The organism is Paenibacillus spiritus, from assembly GCF_008710135.1.
GTDB classification, from domain to species: Bacteria; Bacillota; Bacilli; order Paenibacillales; family Paenibacillaceae; genus Paenibacillus_AQ; species Paenibacillus_AQ glufosinatiresistens.
This window is the reverse complement of the sequence record NZ_VYKK01000004.1, coordinates 355,115-379,792: the sequence shown is the minus strand read 5'-3', so window position 1 is coordinate 379,792 and position 24,678 is coordinate 355,115. Positions and strand designations below refer to the sequence as shown.

The following is a 24,678-nucleotide window of genomic DNA, read 5'->3' as shown; positions in this document are numbered from 1 at the left end:
AATGCCTAAGAACGAGAAGCTCAAGAAAATCCTTGTCATCGGCTCCGGTCCGATCGTCATCGGCCAGGCCGCCGAATTCGACTATGCCGGAACCCAGGCCTGCCAGGCGCTGAAGGAAGAAGGCGTCGAGGTCGTGCTGATCAACAGCAACCCGGCGACCATCATGACCGACACGAACATGGCCGACAAAGTCTATATTGAACCGATCACGCTCGACTTCGTGACCGGGATTATCCGCCAGGAGCGTCCGGACGGACTGCTCCCGACCCTGGGCGGCCAGACCGGTCTCAACATGGCCGTCGAGCTGGCGCGCGCGGGCGTGCTGGAGCAGGAGAACGTGAAGCTGCTCGGCACCCAGCTGCATTCCATCGAGAAGGCCGAAGACCGCGACCTGTTCCGCGAGCTCATGCGCGAGCTGGAGCAGCCGGTGCCGGACAGCACGATCATCACGACGGTGGATGAGGCGCTCTCTTTTGCAGGAGAGATCGGCTATCCGGTCATTGTTCGCCCGGCCTACACGCTCGGCGGCACCGGCGGCGGCATCTGCCACTCCGAAGAAGAACTGCTGGAGACGGTGAAGGCGGGCATCCGCTACAGTCCCATCGGCCAGTGTCTCGTCGAGAAGAGCATCGCCGGCATGAAGGAAGTCGAGTACGAAGTGATGCGCGATGCGAACGATAACTGCATCGTGGTCTGCAACATGGAGAACTTCGATCCGGTCGGCGTACATACCGGCGACAGCATCGTCGTAGCGCCAAGCCAGACACTGTCGGACCGCGAGTATCAGATGCTGCGCTCCGCCTCCCTGAAGATTATCCGCGCGCTCAACATCGAGGGCGGCTGCAACGTGCAGTTCGCGCTTGATCCGCAGAGCTATCAATACTACGTCATCGAAGTGAACCCGCGCGTCAGCCGCTCGTCGGCGCTGGCCTCCAAGGCAACGGGTTATCCGATCGCCAAGATGGCCGCCAAGATCGCGCTCGGCTATACGCTCGACGAGATTGTGAACCCGGTTACGGGGCAGACGTATGCCTGCTTCGAGCCGACGCTCGACTATATCGTCAGCAAAATCCCGCGCTGGCCGTTCGACAAGTTCACCCAGGCCAACCGCAGGCTCGGCACGCAGATGAAGGCGACCGGCGAAGTGATGGCCATCGGCCGCACGTTCGAAGAGTCGATTCACAAGGCGGTCCGGTCGCTTGAGATCGGCGTGCACCGCCTGTATCTGAAAGACGCCGTCGGCTTGAGCGACGAAGTGCTGAAGGAGCGTCTCGCCAAAGCGGACGACGAGCGGCTGTTCCTGGTTGCCGAAGCCTTCCGCCGGGGTTACGGTCTGCAAGAGGTGCAGGACATTACAAGCATCGACTGGTGGTTCCTCGACAAGATCGAAGGCCTCATCGGCTTCGAGAGCCGCATCCGCGAGGAAGCGGAGCTGACGCCGGAGACGCTCTACCAGGCGAAGCGGCTCGGCTTCACCGACCGGGCGATCGCCGAGCTGCGCGCCGAAGGCGGCCAGAGCGGCATGACCATGGAGAACGACATCCGGGAGCTGCGTCTCCGCCAGGGACTGAAGCCGGTCTACAAGATGGTCGATACCTGCGCCGCCGAATTTGAAGCGACCACACCGTATTACTACTCGACCTACGAGACCGAGAATGAAGTGACGCCGTCCGACAAGAAGAAGGTGGTTGTCCTCGGTTCCGGCCCGATCCGGATCGGCCAGGGCATCGAGTTCGACTACTCGACGGTCCATGCCGTCTGGGCGATCCAGAAGGCCGGTTACGAAGCGGTAATTATCAACAACAACCCGGAGACGGTCTCGACCGACTTCAACACCTCGGACCGCCTGTACTTTGAACCGCTCTTCTTCGAGGATGTCATGAACGTAATCGAACAGGAGCAGCCGATCGGCGTTATCGTCCAGTTCGGCGGCCAGACAGCCATCAACCTTGCGGCGCCGCTCAGCGCAGCCGGGGTGAACATTCTCGGAACGAGCCTTGCCAGCATCGACGAAGCCGAGAACCGCAAGAAATTCGAAGCTCTGCTCTCCCGACTCGACATTGCGCAGCCGAAAGGCAGCACGGTGACGAACGTGGACGAAGCGGTCGGCACGGCCCAGTCGCTCGGCTATCCGGTGCTCGTGCGTCCGTCGTACGTGCTCGGCGGCCGGGCGATGGAGATCGTCTACAACGATACGGAGCTGCTGGCCTACATGAAGGAAGCGGTGAAGATCAATCCGGAGCATCCCGTTCTGATCGACCGCTACATGCTCGGCAAGGAAGTGGAAGTGGACGCCATCTGCGACGGCGACACGGTAGTCATTCCGGGAATTATGGAACACGTCGAGCGTGCGGGCGTCCATTCGGGCGACTCCATCGCCGTATATCCGCCGCAGCATCTTGACGAGGGATTGAAGCGCAAAATCTGCGACATTACGATCAAAATCTCGAAGGAACTGAAAACGATCGGACTCGTGAACATCCAGTTCGTCATCTACAAGGATGAAGTGTACGTCATCGAGGTCAATCCGCGCTCTTCGCGTACGGTTCCGTTCCTTAGCAAAGTCACGGGAATTCCGATGGCGCATCTGGCGACCAAGGTGATCCTGGGCGGGAAGCTGAAGGACGAAGGCTATGAGGAAGGCATGTGGCCGGAGAGCGAGTACGTCTCCGTCAAGGTTCCGGTGTTCTCCTTCGCCAAGCTGCGCCGCGTCGAGCCGACGCTGGGGCCGGAGATGAAGTCCACCGGCGAGGTGATGGGACGCGACCGTCTGTACGCGAAGGCGCTGTACAAGGGACTGATCGGCGCGGGGATGAAGATTCCGGCGACCGGGGCCATCATTGTCACCGTAGCCGACAAAGACAAGGCCGAAGCGGTTGACCTCATGAAGGGCTTCCACAAGCTCGGCTACAAAATCATCGCCACCGGCGGCACTCTGGCGGCGCTGGAGGAAGCGGGCCTGAACGTTATGAACGTCAACAAGCTCGGCGAAGGCGAGCCGAACATTCTGGACCTGATCCGCGGCGGCCAGGCGAACTTCGTCTTCAATACGCTGACGAAGGGCAAGACGCCGGAGCGCGACGGCTTCCGCATCCGCCGCGAAGCGGTCGAGAACGGCGTGGTCTGCATGACTTCGCTCGACACCGTCGCCGCGCTGCTGCGCATGCTGGAGACGATCAACTTCTCGTCCCAGTCGATGCCGGCCTTCGCCGGCCAGGCCTGAGCCGGCCCGGAGCGCAGCCAATTGAATACCGCCCGCTTGCAGGGGCGCATGAAAGGAACGGTTTGCGGCAGGTCCGCAGACCGTTCCGCTGCGACCGGGAACCGCGAGGACTGGCCGTCCCGGGGTTCGGCCGGAGATGATACCGGAATCCATCCTTAAGATTAGGAGAATCGTGATGACACAAATGAACCGTGAAGCGGAGCAAACAAGGTCGTCCTTGAATACGCGGCAGGCGGCAATGGCGAACCGGCTGATGGTTGCGCTTGACTATCCGGATGCGGAATCGGCGCGGGCGCTGCTGGACAAGCTGGACGGCATCCCCTGCTATATGAAGGTGGGCATGCAGCTGTTCTACGCCGCCGGGCCGGAGTTTGTCCGGGAGCTGAAGGCGCGCGGCTACTCCGTATTCGTCGATCTGAAGATGCATGACATACCGAATACGGTCCGCGGCGGCGCGGCGAGCCTGACGGCGCTCGGCGCCGATATGTTCAACGTGCACGCCGCCGGCGGAACGGCGATGATGAAGGCCGCCCGCGAGGGCGCCGAGGCGGCCCTGGCCTCAAGCGGCAGCCTGCGCCAGCCGCTGATCATCGCCGTCACGCAGCTTACCAGCACCGATCAGGCCGTTATGAACGGCGAGATCGGAATCGACGGCAGCGTGGCGGATACCGTGCTGCGCTACGCCAGGCTGGCGCAGGAAGCGGGGCTCTCCGGCGTCGTCGCCTCGCCGCAGGAATCGAAGGCGATCGCGGCGGCCTGCGGCCCCGGCTTCGTGAGCGTCACGCCCGGAATCCGGCCTGCGGGCGCCGAGCTTGGCGATCAGTCCCGGACGATGACGCCCGGGCAGGCGATTGCCTCCGGAAGCCACTACATCGTCGTGGGAAGACCGATAACCGCCGCCGCCGATCCCCGGCAGGCCGCGCTGAATATCATAGAGGAGATGGTGCAAGCATGAATACATCGCTGACAAGCCGCGAGCGGATCGCGTCTTACCTGCTGGAGATCGGAGCGGTCGCGCTGCGGCCGCAGGAGCCTTTTACCTGGACGTCCGGGATCAAATCGCCCATTTACTGCGACAACCGCCTCACACTCTCCTATCCGGAGATTCGGTCTTATATCGCAGAGGCATTCGCCGAACACGTCCGTTCCGAGTATCCGGAAGCGGAAGTGATCGCCGGGACGGCGACGGCCGGCATTCCCCATGCCGCCTGGGTGGCGGACAAGCTGAACCTGCCGATGGCCTATATCCGCGACAAGGCGAAGGGACACGGCAAGCAGAATCAGATTGAAGGGCGCGTGGCTCCGGGGCAGAAGGTCGTGGTCATCGAGGACCTGATCTCTACCGGCGGGAGCTCGATCAAGGCCGCAGAAGCGGTCCGGGATGCCGGAGCGGAGCCGCTTGCGGTGCTTGCGATCTTCAGCTATCAGCTGGACCGGGCCGTCTCTGCTTTTGCCGAAGCGAATCTGCCCTTGCACAGTCTGTCGGATTATGGCACCTTGATCGGGGTTGCCTTGTCGCAGGGCAAGATTGCCCAGAGCGATGTGGAGCTGCTCCGCTCCTGGAGACAGGACCCTTCGAGCTTCGGCGCCTAATGGACGGTTCCAGCCGAATATGCGGGATCTTCCAGCCGGACCGCCGCATAGTTTGGAATCCGGGCCGGGAACCCTATAAGTGCATAAGCCTTGTACTCATGGCATAAAGGAGCGTTCCCGATGAACTGGATTTATTTTGCCAAGCTGTTCCGAACCAAATTCCAAGCCGGCTGCCTGGCAAAACGGTTGGAGCAGGACGGCTGGATCTATGGCTATCAGGACCCGCGGCTTGTCGAAATTTATCGTTCCCGCCGCGGACGGTACGGAGTCCGGTTTCTTCCCTGAAGGAGGCCGGTCCGGCCAACGTCAACGGACTCTGCAGAAGCGAGCCAGGCCCTTTCCGAGCGCTTTCGGAAAGGGCTTTTTGGCGTATTTTGGAAGGGGTGAATATTTTCCGGTCCGGTCCAGGAAGATTTTCAACCTTGACAATACCCCCGATTATTGGCGAAATTAGAGGTGTAAACGAATACATGAACAGAGAAGGAAACCCCTTATGCTGCAAAGACTTCGCCCCTATAATACCCTGCGCAACCAGATATTTATCGGCTTTGTCTTCGTCATGATTATTATGGTCGCGGTCGCGGGCAGCATGGTCTACGAGAAAGCGTCCGCCCTGCTCAAGAACAGCGCCGAGCGGCATATTCAGCAGACCGCCGTTCAGGCAAGCGGGCGAATGGATGCGCTGATCGGCCAAATTGAGAGCCTGATGTCCCAGGCCTCCAACCAGTCCACGGTGCAGAACCTCCTTCTGGATGAAGCGAACGGCAAGCCGGTAACCTTTAATCAGCGCCAGTCGCTGCTTCAGGTTCTCTCGACCTACCAGTCCTATCTTCCGGGCGTCGGCTCCTTCGAGCTCTATACCGCCGATTATCAGCTGATGTTCCCGATCCGGGACGGCAGCCTGACGATGCGGATGAGTCAGAGCGCCATCCGGCAAGCCAACCTTGCCAAAGGCCGGGTTGTCTGGATCGGAGTCGATCCCCAGGACAATCAGAGCCTGCTTGCCGTCAAGCGGATCAGTCTGCTGGACCGCTGGTTCTCGAACGGCGGCTACCTCGTGGCCCGGATGCAGCGCAGCTACTTCCAGCTGAGCGACCCGGCGCAGCCCGCGGGAAGAGAGACGATTCTGCTGGCCAATGACGAGGGTGTCCAGCTTGGCGGCAAGGGCCAGGGCGCCGATCTTTCGGAGCTTCTGGCCGCGGGGCAGACGGTCCAGTACGAGGGAGAGGAACAGGTCATTGTCAGACAGTATTCGGAGAAGACCCGCTGGACCCTGATTGTTCTGACACCGGTCCGCTATGCGACGGAGGGAATTACCGCGCTGAGAACGGCGATGTTCGTCTCTGGGGCGATTGGAACGCTGCTGTTCCTGATTATGTCTTTTCTCTTATCCACGCTGATTACCCGCCCGATTATGAAGCTGATCCGCGCGATGCGCAAATCCCGGCTCGGACAGCTGACGCCCAATCCCGACAAGACGTCGATGATGGAGCTGAGGGAGCTGAACCATTCCTACAACAGCATGGTGGCCCATATCGACGAACTGATCCGGGTTGTCTATGAGAAGGAACTGCTTCAGAGCCGTACGGAACTGAAGGCGCTTCAGGCGCAGATCAATCCCCATTTTCTGTTCAACACGCTGGAGGCATTCAATTGGGCGCTGGAGGACAGGGGGGAGACAGAACTTGCCGGATTCGTGGTTACCATGTCGCGGCTGTTCCGGTATAACATCGGCCGGCCGGGGGCTGCCGGGCTGGAAGAGTGGGTGACCCTGCGCGAGGAATGCGAGCATGTCGAGCGGTATATGCAGATTATGGAGATGCGGCTTGGCGACCGCCTGGAGTGGGAGATCGCCATGGAGACGGACACGGGCTCGATCCCGGTGCCGAAGCTGATGATTCAGCCCATTGTGGAGAATGCGATCCTGCACGGGGTGGAGGGACGCATCGGCCGTGGAAGAATTGCCATCGAGGTCAAGGCGGCGGAATGCAGCGGCTGGACGCGAATTACGGTGACCGATAACGGCTCCGGTATGGATGAGCCGGCTCTGCGGGCTCTGCAGGACAGCCTGAACGGCGGTCCGGCGCACGCCGCCAAAGGAACGGGAGTGGGGCTGGTCAACGTCCAGCAGCGCTTGAAGCTGTATTATGGACGCTCTTCCCGGGAAGGAATGGAATCGGGACTGCAGGTGGAGAGCGCGCCCGGAAAGGGCACGAAGGTTTGGTTTGAAATTCCCAATGACGGAGGAGCCTACCTATGATAAAAAGTACCGTCAAGACCATCAAGCCGATCAAGACCATACTGATCGTGGATGACGAGCCTAGAACGCGGCAGGGGATCAAGCTGTCGCTGGAAGCCTGGTCGGCCGGCCAGCACCGGATCATGACCGCCAACAACGGAGTGGAAGCCCTGGAATGTCTCCGGCAGGAGCCCGTCCATCTGCTTATCACCGATGTGCGGATGCCGGAAGTCAGCGGGCTGGATGTCATGGCCGCTGCTTCGAAGCTTCAGCGGCGTCCGATGATTGTCGTCGTCTCCGGCTATGCCGATTTTGAATACGCCCAGCAGGCGCTTCGTCTTGGCGCGATGAACTATCTGCTGAAGCCGCTGGATAAAGCCGAGCTGCTGGATGTGGTCCAGACCGCGCTGGAACGGGAGACGGAGGAGGAGCGGTTGGAGCGGCTGACCCATCTGGTCGATCCGAAGCTGCTGGAGGCGGACAGGAGCGCTGTCGGCGAACCGGTGCGCGAGGCGATGCGGCTGGTGGAAGAGCAGCTTGCCGATCCGCTGACGATGGCCGAGATTGCAGCCCGGCTGCATCTGAATGTCAGCTACTTCAGCGTTCTGTTCAAGGAGCGGACCGGGCTGCCGTTCAGCGAATATGTCTCCCGCCTGCGGATTCAGCGGGCCAAGGAGATGCTCGTCGGAACCCAGCTTCCGATCTGCGAGATCGGCGAGCGGGTCGGGTACAAGACCGACAAATATTTTATCAAAGTGTTCAAGGACATGGAGGGAGTCAGCCCCAGCCGTTACCGGAAGAAGATGAGCGGGCAGCCGGACGAGATCGCCTGACGCTGCTGCGGCAGGGGGATTTCAGCGTACCGTTCGGGTGGGACGAAGCGATCCGGACGGAAATCCAGTGTACAAGGTTAGCGTTTACTTAAAGAGACGGCACGGACCGTGGGGGTTGAAAGCATGTCCCGAACAACGAGAATCATCGGCGCTCTGTCCGCCGTGATGATAAGTACGGCAGCGATGGCAGGCTGCAGCCTGGGAGGCGCGGGCGCGGATTCCGGTTCCAAGGAGCCGGCAGCCGCTACGGCCTCGCCGAAAGTGACCATTCACATGATGCATTTATGGCCGGCGGAGAGCTCGGCGCAGCAGTATAAGCTGGTCTCGCAGATTATTGGGGAGTATGAGACTGAGCATCCCGGTATCCGGATTGAGCAGGAAGTGCTGGAGAACGAGCAGTACAAGAACAAGCTGAAGATTCTGTCGGCCTCCAACGAGCTGCCGGATGTCGGAATCACCTGGGCGGCCGGTTCAATGGAGCCTTTTGTCAAGGCGAATTTGTTCGCGCCGCTGGATGATCTGCTGATCGGACCGGAGCTCGGCGACCAGTTCGTGCCGGGTACTACGGAGGCGTTCGCGGTTGACGGCAGTACGTACGCGCTGCCGCTGGAGCTCAATATCTCCCCGGTCTACTACAACAAGGAGTTGTTCGCCAGGTATGGACTGAAGGTTCCGACCACCTACGATGAACTCAAGAGCATCGTCCGGACGCTGACGGACAACGGGGTCGCGCCGATCGCCCTCGGCAACAAGGACCGCTGGACCGGGTCGCTCTGGTACATGTATTTGGCGGACCGGATTGCCGGAAGCGAGGCGCTGAAGCAGGCCATCAGCGGCAAGGCTTCTTTTCAGGACCCTGCGTTCGTCAAGGCGGCGAAGGAAGTGCAGAACCTGGTTAAGATGAACGCCTTCTACAAAGAATTCAACGGGCTGTCCAACGAAGAAGGCAAATCCGTATTCGTCAGCGAAAAAGCGGCCATGTACCTGACCGGAACATGGGAACTTCCGAACTTTACAACCAACCCGGAGATTCCGCAGTCCTTCCGGGACAAAGTCGGATTCTTCAAATTCCCGACCTACAGCGGCGGCAAAGGAAGCATTGACAGCTGGGTCGGAGGCCCCGGCGTCGGACTGTTCGTGGCCGAGGAGTCGGCGGTGAAGGAAGAGGCCAAGGCATTTGTCCAATATTTCATCTCCAAGTGGGGAGAAGAGGCCGTCGCCACGGCGGGCGTCATTCCCGCCACCAAAGTGGACACCGGAAGCGCCGGCCTGCCTGAATTGTACGTCGATCTGCTGAATGAGCTGAACCGGGCGAGCAGCCTGACGCTGTTCGCCGACGTGCAGATGAAGCCGGGGGCGGCTCAGGCCCATCTGGATATGATTCAGGCGCTGTTCGGGATGGCGATGACGCCCGAGCAGTTCGCCGCCAAGCATAAAGAATGGATCGAGAAGGGGATCTGACATAAGAGGCCGCCGGAGAAACTTAGGAGGCGGCCTTGACTATCGGCAGGCCAATCATGTATATTAGTTATTGTCGCTGTCCGACTTACAAATGACGCGGGGTGGAGCAGCTCGGTAGCTCGTCGGGCTCATAACCCGAAGGCCGCAGGTTCAAATCCTGCCCCCGCAATTAATGAATTCCGGACTTCAGGCACACTGGCACTCACGTCATTCATTAGGGCCCTTAGCTCAGTTGGTTAGAGCGGTCGGCTCATAACCGATTGGTCACAGGTTCGAGTCCTGTAGGGCCCACTTTTCAGACCCCTTGCGCAGCAAGGGGTTTTTGTTGTCTGTGGGTCCTATAGAGAAGGAACCGTTTCTTGTACCTGCAAGTTTTTGATTCTTTTGCTACAATGGGAGATGGCTTTGTGCAAGCGTTTGCCCTAATTGGGTCTGCCTGGTCTGAAGGATGACTTAGCCAAAAATCCGAATACAGACGGAGGGAAATGATGAGTACGGAACCTAAATCAGCGAACCGGCACATTCTGGACGAAATGAAGCGGTTTATACCGGCGGAGGCCAATCGCGGCGTTTCGTTCACCAACAAGGAAGCGGCCTATTATTACACGCAATCTCATGTGAACGATCATGCGGAGCATGCGGAGTTCGAGGGCCTCCATCTGTACAAGCGCCAAATCTTCGGCGGCTATGAGCTGTGGGCGGACGGGCAGAAGCTGGACAATCGGCAGGCCGAGGTGTGGGTATATCCCTACAAGCTGGAGCGCAAGCATGGAGCGCTGACAGAGGAATTATGGATGTTCGATTATGCCAACGTTCTGGAGATTCGCCTTGCAGGCGCACAGGAGAGCATCGGAATCCGGCTGAAGGGCGAACAGGTCCGTTTGACGAAGGAAGCGGACGGATTTGCTGTGTTCACGGCGGCGGCAGAGGAATGGACCCTTGCTGTCGGTTCGGCAAGCGGTCTGCCGGTGAAGGTTCAGCAGGGAATCGTGAGCTCCGGCGGCGCGGCGGGCGGATTCTATATCGCGGCAGCCAAGACCGCAGAGGAAGCGGCAGGACGGATTCAGGATATTCGGAGAACCGGCGATGCCAGGAGAAAAGAACGGATGCAGCGCATGGAAACTTTTTTGAGCGAAAATGCCTATTTGGAAGGCGGCGGGGATTCCTTTGCCCTGGCTTTGAACTGGCTGCATATTACCATGGATCAGTTGGTGACCCGGCAGCAGGGGGACGGAATCTATGCAGGGCTTCCCTGGTTCAATGAGTATTGGGGCCGGGACCAGTTCATCTCCCTTCCGGGAGCGGTGCTTGTAACGGGGCAGTTCGAGACGGCCCGCAATATTTTGCTGTCTTTTGCCAAATACCAGAACACCGACGAGACCTCCCGTTACTTCGGCCGGGTTCCCAACATTCTCGCGCCGGAAAATATTGATTACCATACGACCGACGGGACGCCGCGCTTTATTATCCAGCTTCAGGAGTATGTTAAATATTCAGGGGACACGGCCGTCATTCCAGAGCTGTACCCCGCGGTGATGAACAGCATTGAGGGGGCAATCCGGAACTGGACGGACGATAAGGGGTATCTGCTTCATGACGACAACGAGACCTGGATGGACGCCCGCGACGCCGAACTGAGGTCCCTTTCGCCTCGCGATACCCGGGCCAATGATATTCAGGCGCTATGGTATCATCAATTGCTGGCAGGCGTCTACTTTGCGGAGTACATGAACGATTCAGGGTCCGCAGCCCGTTGGAGCGGCATAGCCGACAGGCTCAAGCGGTATTTTGAACACGATTATCGGGATGCGGAGCATGATTATCTGGCCGACCGCCTCGACAGGAACGATCAGCCGGAATTCTCGATTCGTCCGAATCAGCTGTTCGCGCTCGATATGATCGGGGACCGCGATTTTGTGGATCGTTCCGTCCGGACGGCCTGGGAGGAGCTGGTATACCCGTGGGGGACGGCTTCCCTGGACCGGCATCATCCGAATTTCCATCCGTACCATCTGACCGAGGACTATCACAAGGATGAAGCCTACCACAACGGCGCGGTCTGGCTCTGGCTGAACGGCATTGCGATGCAGCGGATGATCGAAGCCGGGCAGGAAGAAACCGCATTCGAGCTGTTCAAGAATATGAACCATCAGGCGCTGAACCTGGGCGTGGTCGGCGGACTGTGCGAGAATATGGACGCTTACCCGCGTGAGGGCCAGAGCTGGGCCAAGCTGACGGGCGCGTACCTCCAGGCTTGGTCCAATGCCGAGCAGCTGCGGGTATGGGTGCAGTATTTCCTCGGAATCCGGCCGGACATGATTAACCGCGTGCTGTCGCTGGCGCCCCGGCTTCCCCGTGAGATCGAAGGTTTGCAGACACGGGTTAAAGTAAGCGATGGAAGCATTGGCCTCGTATACGAGCCTGGGGAAGAAGCACAGATTTATACCTACTCCTTTAACGGAGTCGGCATCACGGCGGTTATTGATATCGCGCCTTTTGAGGTGCTGCGCGTAGGCGTAACGGCGGGTTCCAAGCTGTCGATTACACGGACAGAGTGTGAACTGACGGCAGAGCTTGCGGATGGAACGGGTTCGACGCTGCAGAAGCTGAAGAGCCTGCCTTCCTCGGAGCGGCTCAAGCGGCAGCAGGATGAGCGGCGGGCTTTTGAAGGCGTGAAGTTCGCGGAACCGCTGACAGGGAAGGTGCACCCGGTTATGGAGGGGCGGAGGAAGCGGCGCAGGGAGTAGCACGAGTTCAGATGATTGAAGATCCGGACAGGTCATTCACGTAAAAGCGGCAGGCAAGGGAATCTTGCCTGCCGCTGTAGGGCCCACTACCCGAAACCCTTGCGCTGCTGCAAGGGTTTTTGGCTGTCTAGCCGAACACGCTGAATTTCTTGGTAGCCGCCCGGACCTTCTCGTCGCTTCCCCACAGGACCATGCCGGAGAGACCGGTCTCTTCCGTGGGCATTGAAGCGATCCGGAGGGCATACTGTTCAAAGGCATTGTTCATCGCTTGTCCGGTTCTCGAGAAGACGGCGAATTGCAGGGAGGTGTCGCTGGTATTTAAGCTTTGGATCAAATTCAGAAGCTGATTGATACCGGCTTTCAGAATAATCGTGCTGTGACGGATACCGGCATGGCATACTCCGTTCCGGTCAAGGACTGGTGCTTCGGCATAGAGGTCCGGTGTCATCCGGACGGCTTGCCCCATCAACAGAGCCGCTGCGTTCGCGGCAGCGCCGGATTCCAGGTTCTTGTCCACAAGAATGGCAATACGGTTCATGGGCGTAATCGGCTGTCCGTCATTTTGGTAAAACAAATCCATGGCATTCGGATCCCTTCACGTAGAATCTTATAGGTTGATAGTCCGTAGTAATCCGCACAGAGCTGGTTGGTAATACATACAGAGCTTTGAGGGTTCTCCAGAACCCTTCTGCAGGCTTCCGAGTTGGAAGCAACGCCGACGGTTTCCTGATACTCCGTATCAATTTCGGACAGCAGGTGAGTTGTTGCCGGATGATGGTAGACCTGTTCAGTGCTGGAGGACGGCACGGATTCCATTCCCCCGAGAACAAGCGCCGGAATTTGGCGGATAAAGCTTTCGGCCGCTTTCAGATCCCGGTCCATTATAAAGCGGCCCAAGTGGGGATAGGCAGCGGGCACCAACAGACAGTCGATTTTCTCGGAACGCAAATCCTCGGCGGCCGTCTCGAATAAAGGATAAGCCCTGATTTGATCGGCGTGATCCCATTCTTTAGCGACATGCATGCTGCAAGTAAGAAATCCTTCCGAATCGCCCAGTGTTCCAAGAACGGAATAAGAACTGGTTGAAGTAATCACTTCCATTTCCTCCCTTAAATTTAAAATCAAGGATGATTCTAAGGGGGGTTAATCAATTTTGTCAATTAACAATTTAATACATCAAAGAATTGACGTATTTATGCTTTAATGTTTTAATAAACCGCAATCCGGAATTGATTTACTTTAAAAACTGATATATATTTTATTCAAATTCAATTTTTATCCATTTATACAATTCTTTTAAAGGGGGAGAGAACGGCGATGGAGGCATTGGTCTACATATCGGATTTCAGATTGCCGTTTGTTTTGAATTTCATCCGGCCACTGAAACGATTTCCGCAGTACCGGAAGATCCTTGTCATTGAACGCGAAAATTTGCAGCAGGAAGAGGTTCTGGAGCCTTATTTCGATGAAATCCGGTTTATAGACCGACTGGAAGCGAGGGATCAGATCGCCCATCATGTTGAGGAAATCCGGCAGACGCACAGCATTGCGGCGCTTCTGACGCCCGGAGAGAATGCGATTGAGATTGGCGGGGAGATCCGTTCCGCTTATGGGATTCCCGGGCTTCAGAAGAATCAGGCGCTCGCCGTAAGGAACAAATGGATCATGAAGCAGATGCTGCAGCAGTGCGGAATTCGCACCGCCCGGGCGGCAGTGGCGATGAATCTTGGCGATTATGAAGATTTCGCGGAGCGGAACGGGTTTCCAATTATCGTAAAACCCTTAAGCGGATTCGGAACAATAAATACTTACAAAATATCCGATGCGCAAGAGCTTCAGAGCTATATCCGGAATTTCCGCCGCAACGGTCAAAAAGACCTGTTAGAAGAATTCATTTCAGGCAAAGAGTTTCACTGCGACTCCATCGTCGCTTCGGGAGAAGTGGTCTTCGCTTCGGTCTCCCAGTATCTTTTTAATTGTCTCGATATTGCCACCAAGGGTAAGCCTCCTGCCAGCATTACGATTCCGGACGGTTCGGGTCTGGAGCACGTAGATCAAATCCGGGAAATAAACCGCCGGGCGATTTCCGCGCTTGGCATCCATAATTCCGTAACCCATGCCGAGCTGTTCCTTACTGAAGAAGGCGAGGTTGTCTTTGGGGAGATCGGCGCCAGAATCGGCGGAGCCCAGGTCATGCCGCCATGCATCCGAAATACGCACGGCATTGATCTGTTCGATGCAATTAGCGAGCTGGAGCTAGGGCTTTATGAGCCAAAACGAAGAACGCCTTCTGATCAATTTACCGGCATGGTTTGCTTTCCGTCCCGTTCCGGCATCATTCAAAAAATTTCGCAAAAAGAGGACTATGCCGATGTAGAGGGGCTTCTTGACTTCAATGTTTCCTATCGGATCGGCCAGGAGGCGGGCGATGTGAGAGACACGATGACCCGTTCGGGATATGCCATCGTCGAAGGCCGTGATTTTGAAACTCTTCGTGAAACGCTGTTAGATATGTACCATCGTTTTGAAATCCAAGTGATGGCCCCCGAACCGGTCTGATGACTATCTATCAAGGAGCGAAGACTATTGAAATGGCTCAAAACGTACCACGGCTTGAGTAAAGAAGTCTATTATCTTTGTCTGGCGCGGACCATCAACAGTATGGGCGATTTCGTGTTCTCCTTAATTACGCTCTTCTTAACCATTCAATTGGGGCTCAGCGCATTGGCGGCAGGAACCTTCGTGTCTATGGCAGCTCTGACCAGCGGTCCCGGGGTGCTGCTTGGCGGCTATCTCAGCGACCGGATAGGGAAGAAGAAGGTCATTGTCCTGGGCCAGCTTGCAGCGGGCCTTATTGTTGCAGGATGCGCGTTGGTGCCGGGTTCTTACCTGGTGGCTTATCTTCTTATTGCGGTGATGTTCTTTCTCAGCATAACGCGCCCGGCTTATAACGCGCTTGTCATTCAACTGTCTGCCGAAGAGAAAGAGAGAAAGACGATCTTCTCTCTGATGTATCTTGGCGTCAATCTGGGCATCGCGCTGGGACCATTGCTTGCGGGCTTATTTATCCGACACCATATGGATTATGTTTTTGGCGGAATCGGCGTTATCTTTCTGGTGTCCACGGCCATCATTCAATACAAAGTGAATATTTCCACAAAGTCGAATGCCGGAACAGCGCACCGCCAAGCCCCGGGAGCCGGCGTCCAGGCTTCGGAACCTGCGGCGGGATGGTACTGGGTTCTCCGGTTAAGACCGCTGGTGGCCTGGTTTGTCGTGATTTCCTTCCTGAATTATTTCATATACATGCAGGCTTCATTTAGCATTCCGCTGCAGATGAACACAAGCTTCGGGGACAGAGGGGCGACTTACTTCGGATACGTAATGACCGTTAATGCAATCACTGTCATTCTGGCGACGACGGTTCTATTGAATGTTACGCGATGGATGAATCCGCTGGTTGCGATAGCGGTAGGAGCGGTATTGTATGGAGCCGGTTTTGGGGGATTGTCCTTATTAAGTGCCCATCCTTATCTCGGCTTGGTAGCTGCTTCGACCGTGATTTGGACCCTGGGAGAAATCTTAATTCAAACCAATATTAATTTGTTCACGGCGTCCCGCGTCCCCGACACGCATCAAGGACGAATGAATGGAATCCTGCTGTTTGTCGGATGTCTCGGCTACACGCTGTGCCCGCCTCTGACAGGGGTGCTTCTGAAACAAATAAGCCTGGGTCGGCTATGGCTTCTGATACTCGCCTTAAGTCTGCTCTATTCGCTGCTAATGCTGGTTCTGCTCCATAAAGACAGAAAGAGGGCCGGGCAGGGAATGAACGGGAAGCCGCCTTTCTCGGAAGAAAGCTCCGCGCCGGTCTGACGAAGGGTCCCTTAATACAATCAAACGGCAGCTCAAGGATCTCCTTGGCTGCCGTTTAGAATGTAAATTCATGATTTCTTGTTGCAAAGAAAGCCGTCATGCCGGCTAGAGGGCCATGCGGCCGAATCAGTCCATCAAATCCCCGTCATCGGGATTCACAAGCTTTTGCAGAAGGTCCAGCGGTTCTTCCCAATCCATCAGGGTGCGGCAATAATCGCTGAAGCGGTCCGCTGTTCCCTTCAGCTTCGCTCCGGCATCGTAGAGCATCGGCAATTGTCCCATATTGTTGACTGTATTCACATCCAACACTCCTTTGATCTCATAATGGATGAAGGAGGCAACCCGTGAAATTGTACAGCCTGCGCCAGCGAAGGGGACAAAAAAGAGGCCCCGGAACAGGGCCTCTGCGTATTCGCAAATAAATAGACCCATCCACTGCTGACGAGGTTAGCTGACGGACTCGGGTAAGATGGTACCCTACATTCCTGTCACGGAATGATTCGCCCCAATTAACTGGTTCCCCCGCTTCTCAGCACAAGGCTGAAAATTAAGCGTAACTTCAGTATACCTTCCGCATTCCCGGAATGCAATCCCAAAAATGCCAGGCTTGGTTACATGAATCTATTACCCTCTAGGCGGGCGTTTGTAACAGCCGGGCGGGAAATCGGACCCGGATACCGGATGCTTCTACGGATTTTGTCCCGTGCTGCCGCCCGGAGCCTCCCGCCGGGCTTGGCCCCCGCCGCCGTCCGGGGCCTGATTCTGGTCCGTCCGGCCGCCGCCGTCCGGCCGCGGCCATTCCCTCTGCGGGGTTTCGCCCCGCATGCCGCCGCCCATTCCGGGGAACGAGCCGGACCGGGTGATTCTCTGGTCGGATATAACATGGCAGGCGGTCAGAAGCAGGCAGCTTGCCGCAAGCAGAAGGAGAAGCATCCGCCGTATCGCTCTTCGCATGTTAATCCCCCTCCCTGGCCGGACGGAGGCCCCGAATCGCTCTGAAGCCCATGCAGGCCAGCAGAATCAGCAGCGGGTACGTCGGATAAATATAGCGCGATTTGATCTCCCAGACGAGGTAGAACGCAATGAAGCCGAGAAGAATCAACACCGGAAGCGCTTCGTCGAACCGGCGGCGCCGGATGCTCAGAACCAGTCCCGCCAGCGTGCAGACATAGAGCAGGAAGTTGGCTGTATAGGCAATCCAGAGCAGCCCTGAACGTAAGGCGGAATCGCTGGTGAACGTGCGGGTCGCGGCGGTCTGGTAGCTGTAGCCGCCCATCAGGCTGCCTCTGCCCATTCCTCTCCCGCCCTCGCTTTGATTGCCGATGCCGTACCGGTCAAGCTGGTACGTTCCTTCCGTCCAGGTCCAGATCAATTTGCGGTAATACATGCCGGCGAGTTCGCCGGGAGAAGCTTCGGACAGCTTGCGCCTGATCTCCTGCTTGAACAGCACGGAGCTGGCGGCTTGGTTGTACCCGGCCTCGTTCTGGTAAATGCTGTAGCTCTCCCGCTCATCCCAGAACCCCCAGGTATCCGTGTTAAGTCCCATGTTCAGCCACATGTAGACGGGGGCGGAGTTCTTCGTCACCGGCTCGTTCGTAATGCCCGACGCCTGAAGAACGGCGTTCTGCGTCCAGGACGGAACGTTGAAGAGGCCCACGAGGAGAACGAGAGCCAGCAGCGCTTTTTTGACGCCCACCGACCGCAGAGACAGCAGAATATACAGAATGGAGGCAATCAGAAAGAGGGCGCCGATGCTGCGAAAATAATTCCCGGCCGCCAACAGCGCAGCCGACAGTGCAATCCAGCCAAGCGGCCCGCCGCGCCGGACGAACCGGATGCAGGCGTACACCGAGCCGGTCAGAAGGGCGGTGGCGATAACGTCGTTGTAGATCAGATTGTTCATGAACAGCGCCGGCAGAAAAAACGCAGCCGCCAACAGCACGCCGTACCCCCGGCGCTCTTCCTTGGGGTTCAGCTCCCGGTCGATCCGATAGATGAGCCAGGCGGTCGCCAGCGTGAACAGGATGCTGAACAGCTTAATGGTCAAATAGTTGTCCGGGAACAGGGCAAGAAGGGTCCGCAGGTACAGCACGACCGAGAAATTGAACGGGAACATATACAGATACCCGCCGGACTGGAAGGAGGAGTAGTCATGATCGTAGAGCATATCCAGGGCGAGCGACAGCACGGTCTGGGAGTCATCGGTCGGCACGCGCGGGAACAGCAGAACAATGGCCGCTTGTACGGCGAAGGAGAGCAGCAGAACACCCGGAATTACGGCGCGCCGAGGATATTTCTCCAACCAGCGGGATAAGCGGTACAGGCCGGCTGCGCCCAGAAGGACGAGCAGCGACAGCGCAAGCAGAATCAAGGGCTTCTGGCGTTCCAGAATCGGGGTATCGCCGTAGACCCCGTAATTGTATTTGGCCCGCAGGAACAGCGACGAGACGACGAAGAGTCCCATGAACAGGGCGAGCAGCCCATAGAGCGTCCGGTTAACGGATCGGTGCAGCATGGCAGATCTCCTTTCTTTCAGCATAAGGCCCAGTCTACACACTAAGGTTGAAAAATAGCTGAAAGCTCACCTTCCCTAGCGCCCCCCCTAGAGGCGGTGGCGCTCCCGGAACGCAAGCGGCGTCATAGTAGCGGATCAAGGTAGGCGCAGAACAGCTCATCTTAATGCAATCTTAATGCGCGGCCGGAAGTCATAATACGATGCTGATCCGTCGCATGCTATACTATCAGATAATGAAATAATGAAATGAGCATATAAGCGTATCTGTAAATTGACAGGAGAAAGCGGGCTTGAATTGATGGAATCCGGCAGACGGGACGCGGCGCCGCGCGCCCGCGGGAAACTCAAGATCTTTCTCGGCTACGCGCCGGGCGTCGGCACTACCTATGCGATGCTCAGCGCCGGGCTGGAGGAGGGCAAAGGCGGAGCCGATGTGGCCGTCGGCGTTGCCGACGGACGGGGCCGGCCCGAGACGGAGGCGCTTCTGGCCGGGCTGAAGCGTATTCCGGCGTTGGGGCTGGGCGAAGCGAAGGAGGGGGCAGGCGAGCTGCATCTGGATCTGGCGCTGCAGCGCAGGCCGGAGCTGATTCTGGTGGACGACCTGGCCCACGCGAACCGTCCCGGCGTCCGCCACAAGAAGCGGTATCAGGATGTGGAGGAGCTGCTTCGAGCAGGGATTGATGTCTATACGACCCTTGATGTCCGGCAGATCGAGAGCCTGACTGATATCGCCGCTTCCATCTCGGGAGCAGCCGCGCAGGAACGGGTTCCCGACCATGTGCTGGAGAGCGCGGACCAGATCAAGCTGGTCGATCTGGACCCGGGCGACCTGATTGAACGGCTGCGGCAGGGGAAGCTTGGCTCCTCCCGAGCGGAAGCGGCGGACGGACCGGGCCTGTATACCCGGGAGCGGCTGACGGCCCTCCGGGAGATTGCGCTTCGCTGTACGGCCCGGCAGCTGAACCGGATCGCCATCCAGATCAGCGACCAGGCCCGCAAGAGCGATTACGGCACCAAGGAGCATATTCTGGTCGGGCTGTCTTCCGCAGCCTCGAACCAGAAGGTCATCCGTACAGCCGCGCGGATGGCGGAGGCTTTTCACGGACGCTTCACCGCGCTCTATGTGGAGACGCCGGCCACTGTGGCGGCTTCGGCCCGGGACAAGGAGCTTCTCCGCAGCAATCTGCGGCTGGCCGAGCAGCTCGGCGCGCAGGTGGCGACGGTATACGGGGAAGACATCCCCGGACAGATTGCCGAATATGTCAAGGCGGGCGGGGTTTCCAAAATCGTGCTTGGCCGTTCCCCCGGCAGACGGAGATGGGCCAAGGGAAGCGTCGTGGACCGGCTGACCGCCCTTGTACCGGCGGTCGAGACCTACGTCATTCCCTATACGAACACTGCGCCGCGCCGGAATCTCCGGCGGCGGACCGGGCCGAAGCTGTCCCCGGCCGATCTGGCCCGGACCGCTGCCATCCTGGCGGTCTGCACCGGAATCGGCTTCGTGTTCCAGCATTGGGAGATGAAGGACGCCAACATTATAACAGTCTATATTCTCGGCGTTCTGCTGAATGCCATGGTAACGAAGGGGCGGCTCTACAGCGTAGCGTCGTCGGTGCTCAGCGTCCTGGTATTCAATTATTTCTTCACGGCGCCGTACTTCTCGCTCCGGGCGTATGATTCGGGCTATCCGGTCACGTTTGCGGTCATGCTGGTCTCCTCGTTCCTGACCAGCACGCTGACGACGCGGGTCCGGCAGCAGGCCCGCCAGTCGGCGCAGAAGGCGTACCGGACGGAAGTGCTGCTGGAGACGAGCCGCAAGCTTCAGCAGGCCGGGGACATCCCCGGCATTCTGGAGGAGACGGCCCGCCAGCTTGTGAAGCTGCTGGACCGAACGGTCATTCTCTATGCCGCCGGGGAGAAAGGGCTGTCCGAGCCGATGATTTTCACGAAGCCGGACGGCGGCCCTCTGCCGGGGGGCTATACGGACGAGAACGAGCGGGCCGTCGCCGATTGGGTCTACAAGAACGACAAGCGTGCCGGAGCGACGACCGACACCTTCTTCGGAGCGCGCGGGCTGTATCATGCCGTGCGCGGCGGCGGCCAGGTCATGGCCGTAGCTGCGGTGGTGATGGACGGAGAAGAGCCTCTGGGCGTATTCGAGCGCAGCCTGATGACCGCGCTGCTCGGGGAGAGCGCCCTTGCGCTCGAGAAGGAGCGGCTGAATGAACGCCAGCGGGAGATTGTCATGCAGATTCGCCAGGAGCAGCTTCGCGCGAACCTGCTGCGCGGAATTTCGCATGACCTGCGCACTCCGCTTACGAGTATTTCGGGCAATGCCGGCATTCTGGTCGGCAATTCCCGCGTGCTGACCGAAGAACAGAAGCAGAGTCTCTACACGGATATTTATGACGATTCCATGTGGCTTATCAGCCTCGTGGAGAACCTGCTCTCCATCAGCCGGATCGAGAACGGCAGCATCAATCTGAACCTGCAGGCCGAGTTGGTGGAGGAAGTGGCGGCCGAAGCCCTGCTTCATCTTAGCCGGAACCGGGATAAGCATGTGATCCGCACGGAGATCGAGGGCGATCTGCTGCTGGCCCGGATGGATTCGCGGCTGATTGTCCAGGTGCTGATCAACCTGCTGGACAATGCGATCAAGTATACGCAGGAAGGCTCGCACATTACCCTGTCGGCCCGGCGGCAGGGTGCGATGGTCGAGATCGAGGTGGCGGACGACGGCCCCGGCGTCCCCGACGAAGCGAAGCTGCGCCTGTTCGAAATGTTCTACACGGCGGACAATGTCCGGGGCGACGGACGGCGCGGGCTCGGCCTGGGTCTGTCCCTGTGCAAGTCGATTGTGAACGCTCATGGGGGCATTATCGGCGTCCGGGACCGGATGCCCCGAGGAACGGTATTTTATTTAACCCTGCAGGCAGCGGAGGTGAACCGTTATGAATAAACCTTTTATTTTGGTGGTGGAGGATGACCGGCCGATCCGCAAGCTCATCACGACGACGCTGGAGACCCAGGGCTACCGTTATCAGACGGCGGAGACGGGCGAGGCATCCATTATCGAAGCGGTGTCCCGGCAGCCGGACCTGATGGTCCTGGACCTCGGGCTGCCGGATATGGACGGAGTGGACATTATTCGCAAGGTGCGGGCCTGGTCCAATCTGCCGATTATCGTCGTCAGCGCCCGCAGCGAGGACCGCGACAAGATCGAGGCGCTGGATGCCGGCGCCGACGATTATCTGACCAAGCCCTTCAGCGTCGAGGAGCTGCTGGCCAGGCTCCGGGTCAGTCTGCGGCGCATCCGCAACGACAGCGACAAGCTGCAGCGGGATGCGTCCCGGTTCGTCAACGGACCGCTGCGGATTGACTATTCGGCGGGCTGCGTGTGGGTGGACGAGGAGGAGATCCACCTGACGCCGAGCGAATACAAGCTGCTGTGCCTGCTGGCGAAGAATTCCGGCAAGGTGCTGACGCACAATTATATCCTGCGCGCCATCTGGGGCAACCACCCTTATGATGTGCCGGCGCTTCGCGTGTTCATGGCGACGCTCCGCAAGAAGATTGAGAAAGGCTCCGGCCAGCCCAAGCTGATTCAGACTCATATCGGCATCGGCTACCGGATGCTTCAGGTCGGGGAAGAATCCTGACCCCCGCCATACCGTGTCTCCTGACGCCCTCCATCCGCGATACAGCGGATGGGGGCGTTTTTTTAATGCCATCTTTATTCGCGGTCCGGGACTCTAATCTCACGCTAACGGCGCCGGTGGTACGCTTGAATCGATTCTACTAAAGAGAGGTCGAGGGTCAAGATGCACGAAGCATGGGGATGGGCCGGAATGGGGGCAGCCTTTCTTGCGGCGGCAGCCGCCGCAGGCCGGGCGGTTCGGCTCCGGGAACTGAAGGGAACCGCAGAAGGGGAACCGATGTATGAGGATATGCAGGTCTACCGGGCGGCCGCCCGGTTCGCCGAGGGCGCTTCCCGCGCCGAAATGGCAGCGCTGTTGAACGGGAGCTATCAGTTCGACCGGCTGCGGATCGAAGAGACGCTCCGGCGGGCGCTGCCCGGCCGGGCAGACGCGGACGGCGGCTATGGCGCTTTTATCCGGGCAGTCAACCGGACGCTTGGCGAAGAGGTATACCGCAGCCGATCTTAACGCGATCTTAATCTGTTCCCGGCAGGTTCTAATCCTGAATTAACGGGGGAAATGCTACGCTTTAGAGTGTCCATAACAAGAGAAGCTTAAGAGAGTCGGAGGAGGAAATGGCGATGCTGGATGTGTACATGATTGCTCTGCTGCTGCTGCTTGGCGCCCTGATGGCCGGGCTGTGGAAGTGGGCTTCCAAGACAGTCGATGAAGGAAGTGAGCGGACATGATGGTAGTGCTGGCCGTCCTGGTGGCGGCGCTTTTTCTGTATTTGACGTATGCGCTCATCAATCCGGAGAAATTTTAACCGATCTTCTTAATTATTCAGGAGGGATTCCCCGTGACCATGATTTCGCTTATCGCCGTAGCGGCAACGATTATTGTTGCTCTGCTGCTGGCGCGCCCCGCGGGGCTGTACATCGCCAGAGCTTTTGATTACGAGGCAAGCCGGCTGGACCGCTGGTTCGGCCCGCTGGAGAAGCCTCTTTACGCCATCGGGGGAATCCGTAAGGAACAGCAGACCTGGAAGCAGTACGCCATGGCTCTGCTTCTAAGCAATACCGCAATGATTGCCTTGGTTTATCTGATCTTCCGCATTCAGGGCTCGCTGCCGCTCAATCCGGCCGGCGTGCCGTCCATGGAGCCGACGCTTGCCTTTAATACGGCGGTCAGCTTCATGGCCAATACGGACCTGCAGCATTACAGCGGAGAGAGCGGCCTGTCGTACCTGTCGCAGATGCTCGGCATCGTCTTCCTGCTGTTCGTCTCTCCCGCTACCGGGATTGCCGGGGCGATGGCTCTGATCCGGGCGCTTACAGGCAAGCCGCTCGGCAATTTCTTCGTCGATCTGATCCGGGCCGTAACCCGGATTCTGCTGCCGCTGTCATTCATCGCCGCGCTGATCTTCGTTATCCTGAAGGTTCCGCAGACGCTCCAGGGATCGGCCATGGTACAGACGCTGGAAGGCGCGGCGCAGGAGATTATGCGCGGACCGGTAGCCAGCTTCCTGTCGATCAAGCAGCTCGGCAACAACGGCGGCGGCTTCTTCGGGGTCAACTCTGCCCATCCGTTCGAGAATCCGGGCGGAATCAGCAACGCGCTGCAGATTCTGCTGATGCTGCTGGTCCCGATGTCGCTGCCGTTCACCTATGGCAAAATGGTCGGGAACAAGAAGCAAGGACGGGTGCTGTTCGTCTCCATGCTGGTGCTGTTCCTGGTTATGCTGTCCATATCCTTGACCAGCGAACGGGCCGGCAATCCGGTGGTCAATGCGCTCGGCATTGATCATTCGCAGGGGTCAATGGAAGGCAAAGAGGTGCGCCTGGGCACGGTTCAGTCTTCGTTCTATTCCGTGGTGACGACCGCCTCGGAGACGGGAGCGGTCAACACGATGCATGATACGCTGACGCCGCTCGGCGGTCTTGTTCCGATGGCGAACATGATGCTGAATACCGTGTTCGGGGGATCGGGCGTCGGTCTGATGAACGTGCTGATGTACGCGATGATCGCGGTCTTCCTCTCCGGTCTGATGGTCGGACGGACGCCGGAGTTTCTGGGCAAGAAGCTGGAAGGCAAGGAGATGAAGCTGATTGCGGTCACGCTCATTGTCAGTCCGCTGCTGATTCTGCTGCCGACGGCGCTGGCGCTGTACGCCCATCCGGGAACACTGTCCAATCCCGGCTTCCACGGTCTGTCCCAGGCGCTGTACGAGTATACCTCGTCGGCGGCCAACAACGGTTCGGGATTTGAAGGATTGGGCGACGCAACGCCGTTCTGGAATGTGTCCACGGCAATTGTCATGTATCTGGGGCGTTTCTTCTCCATGATTACGCTGCTGGCCGTAGCCGGGTCCCTGTCTGCCAAGCAGAGCGTTCCCGAGACAAGCGGCACTTTCCGCACCGATACAGCCTTGTTCGGCGCAGTCTTCATCGGCGCTGCGCTGATTGTGGGCGCGCTGACCTTCTTCCCGGCCGTCGCGCTCGGACCGATCGCCGAATTTCTGACCCTGAAGCCTTAACCGCCAACCGGATGGAG

The 24,678-nt window shown here is 58.4% G+C and carries 20 protein-coding genes, 2 tRNA genes and 1 riboswitch; of the genes, 17 read left to right on the top strand and 5 right to left on the bottom strand.

Annotated features, from left to right (window positions below):
- Nucleotide 1 precedes the first annotated feature (1 nt).
- From carB to F4V43_RS03525, 10 genes are all read left to right on the top strand, one after another.
- Complete coding sequence (gene carB, locus F4V43_RS03565) at nt 2–3,223, top strand: carbamoyl-phosphate synthase large subunit (RefSeq protein ID WP_150456866.1); 3,222 nt, start codon at nt 2–4, stop codon at nt 3,221–3,223.
- Nucleotides 3,224–3,407: 184 nt separating this feature from the next.
- Nucleotides 3,408–4,178, top strand: a complete 771-nt coding sequence (gene pyrF / locus F4V43_RS03560; RefSeq protein ID WP_223879777.1) for an orotidine-5'-phosphate decarboxylase — start codon at nt 3,408–3,410, stop codon at nt 4,176–4,178.
- Nucleotides 4,175–4,816, top strand: coding sequence for an orotate phosphoribosyltransferase (gene pyrE, locus F4V43_RS03555; protein ID WP_150456865.1), 642 nt, complete (start codon nt 4,175–4,177; stop codon nt 4,814–4,816). Before pyrF ends, pyrE begins: the two co-directional genes overlap by 4 nt.
- A gap of 120 nt (nt 4,817–4,936) precedes the next feature.
- Nucleotides 4,937–5,101, top strand: coding sequence for a hypothetical protein (locus F4V43_RS19630; protein WP_191089462.1), 165 nt, complete (start codon nt 4,937–4,939; stop codon nt 5,099–5,101).
- A gap of 208 nt (nt 5,102–5,309) precedes the next feature.
- Complete coding sequence (locus tag F4V43_RS03550; protein WP_150456864.1) at nt 5,310–7,076, top strand: sensor histidine kinase; 1,767 nt, start codon at nt 5,310–5,312, stop codon at nt 7,074–7,076.
- Complete coding sequence (locus F4V43_RS03545; protein WP_150456863.1) at nt 7,073–7,888, top strand: response regulator; 816 nt, start codon at nt 7,073–7,075, stop codon at nt 7,886–7,888. The genes F4V43_RS03550 and F4V43_RS03545 overlap by 4 nt, the downstream gene beginning before the upstream one ends.
- Before the next feature lie 123 nt (nt 7,889–8,011).
- A complete protein-coding gene (locus tag F4V43_RS03540) occupies nt 8,012–9,349 on the top strand; it encodes an extracellular solute-binding protein (protein WP_150456862.1) in 1,338 nt (445 codons plus the stop codon).
- A 95-nt stretch (nt 9,350–9,444) separates the two neighbouring features.
- A tRNA-Met gene (locus F4V43_RS03535) sits at nt 9,445–9,518 on the top strand.
- A 48-nt stretch (nt 9,519–9,566) separates the two neighbouring features.
- Nucleotides 9,567–9,640: transfer RNA gene (locus F4V43_RS03530), tRNA-Ile, on the top strand.
- 197 nt (nt 9,641–9,837) lie between these two features.
- Nucleotides 9,838–12,096, top strand: a complete 2,259-nt coding sequence (locus F4V43_RS03525; RefSeq protein ID WP_191089461.1) for an amylo-alpha-1,6-glucosidase — start codon at nt 9,838–9,840, stop codon at nt 12,094–12,096.
- Between the two features lie 127 nt (nt 12,097–12,223).
- Here the strand turns inward: F4V43_RS03525 and F4V43_RS03520 are convergent, their stop codons facing one another.
- On the bottom strand, nt 12,224–12,634 hold the full coding sequence (locus tag F4V43_RS03520) for a DUF2000 family protein (protein ID WP_150456860.1): 411 nt from the start codon (nt 12,632–12,634) through the stop codon (nt 12,224–12,226).
- Nucleotides 12,631–13,191: a hypothetical protein gene (locus F4V43_RS03515; RefSeq protein WP_150456859.1), complete on the bottom strand. Its 561-nt coding sequence runs from the start codon at nt 13,189–13,191 to the stop codon at nt 12,631–12,633. Before F4V43_RS03515 ends, F4V43_RS03520 begins: the two co-directional genes overlap by 4 nt.
- A gap of 222 nt (nt 13,192–13,413) precedes the next feature.
- Here F4V43_RS03515 and F4V43_RS03510 point away from each other — a divergent pair, with 222 nt between their 5' ends.
- Together F4V43_RS03510 and F4V43_RS03505 are read left to right on the top strand one after the other, a co-directional pair.
- Complete coding sequence (locus tag F4V43_RS03510) at nt 13,414–14,655, top strand: acetyl-CoA carboxylase biotin carboxylase subunit family protein (protein ID WP_150456858.1); 1,242 nt, start codon at nt 13,414–13,416, stop codon at nt 14,653–14,655.
- A 27-nt stretch (nt 14,656–14,682) separates the two neighbouring features.
- Nucleotides 14,683–15,972: an MFS transporter gene (locus F4V43_RS03505; protein WP_150456857.1), complete on the top strand. Its 1,290-nt coding sequence runs from the start codon at nt 14,683–14,685 to the stop codon at nt 15,970–15,972.
- Nucleotides 15,973–16,098: 126 nt separating this feature from the next.
- On the opposite strand, the gene F4V43_RS19625 is transcribed toward F4V43_RS03505, so the two are convergent.
- From F4V43_RS19625 to F4V43_RS03495, 3 genes are all read right to left on the bottom strand, one after another.
- Nucleotides 16,099–16,272 carry a hypothetical protein gene (locus tag F4V43_RS19625; protein WP_191089460.1) on the bottom strand — a complete coding sequence of 58 codons (174 nt, stop codon included), beginning with the start codon at nt 16,270–16,272 and terminating at the stop codon, nt 16,099–16,101.
- A gap of 120 nt (nt 16,273–16,392) precedes the next feature.
- Nucleotides 16,393–16,536: riboswitch (cyclic di-AMP (ydaO/yuaA leader) on the bottom strand.
- A 123-nt stretch (nt 16,537–16,659) separates the two neighbouring features.
- Nucleotides 16,660–16,926, bottom strand: a complete 267-nt coding sequence (locus F4V43_RS03500; RefSeq protein WP_150456856.1) for a hypothetical protein — start codon at nt 16,924–16,926, stop codon at nt 16,660–16,662.
- 1 nt (nt 16,927) lies between these two features.
- Nucleotides 16,928–18,487, bottom strand: coding sequence for a glycosyltransferase family 39 protein (locus tag F4V43_RS03495; protein WP_150456855.1), 1,560 nt, complete (start codon nt 18,485–18,487; stop codon nt 16,928–16,930).
- A gap of 298 nt (nt 18,488–18,785) precedes the next feature.
- Here F4V43_RS03495 and F4V43_RS03490 point away from each other — a divergent pair, with 298 nt between their 5' ends.
- The 5 genes from F4V43_RS03490 (at nt 18,786) to kdpA (ending at nt 24,661) form a co-directional block, all read left to right on the top strand.
- Nucleotides 18,786–21,446 (top strand): sensor histidine kinase, encoded by a 2,661-nt coding sequence (locus tag F4V43_RS03490; protein WP_150457042.1) that lies wholly within the window; start codon nt 18,786–18,788, stop codon nt 21,444–21,446.
- Nucleotides 21,439–22,146, top strand: coding sequence for a response regulator (locus F4V43_RS03485; RefSeq protein ID WP_150456854.1), 708 nt, complete (start codon nt 21,439–21,441; stop codon nt 22,144–22,146). Before F4V43_RS03490 ends, F4V43_RS03485 begins: the two co-directional genes overlap by 8 nt.
- A gap of 162 nt (nt 22,147–22,308) precedes the next feature.
- Nucleotides 22,309–22,653 (top strand): hypothetical protein, encoded by a 345-nt coding sequence (locus tag F4V43_RS03480; protein WP_150456853.1) that lies wholly within the window; start codon nt 22,309–22,311, stop codon nt 22,651–22,653.
- 217 nt (nt 22,654–22,870) lie between these two features.
- Nucleotides 22,871–22,951 (top strand): K(+)-transporting ATPase subunit F, encoded by an 81-nt coding sequence (gene kdpF / locus F4V43_RS20075; RefSeq protein ID WP_150457041.1) that lies wholly within the window; start codon nt 22,871–22,873, stop codon nt 22,949–22,951.
- A 42-nt stretch (nt 22,952–22,993) separates the two neighbouring features.
- On the top strand, nt 22,994–24,661 hold the full coding sequence (kdpA, locus tag F4V43_RS03470; protein WP_150457040.1) for a potassium-transporting ATPase subunit KdpA: 1,668 nt from the start codon (nt 22,994–22,996) through the stop codon (nt 24,659–24,661).
- Nucleotides 24,662–24,678 lie beyond the last annotated feature (17 nt).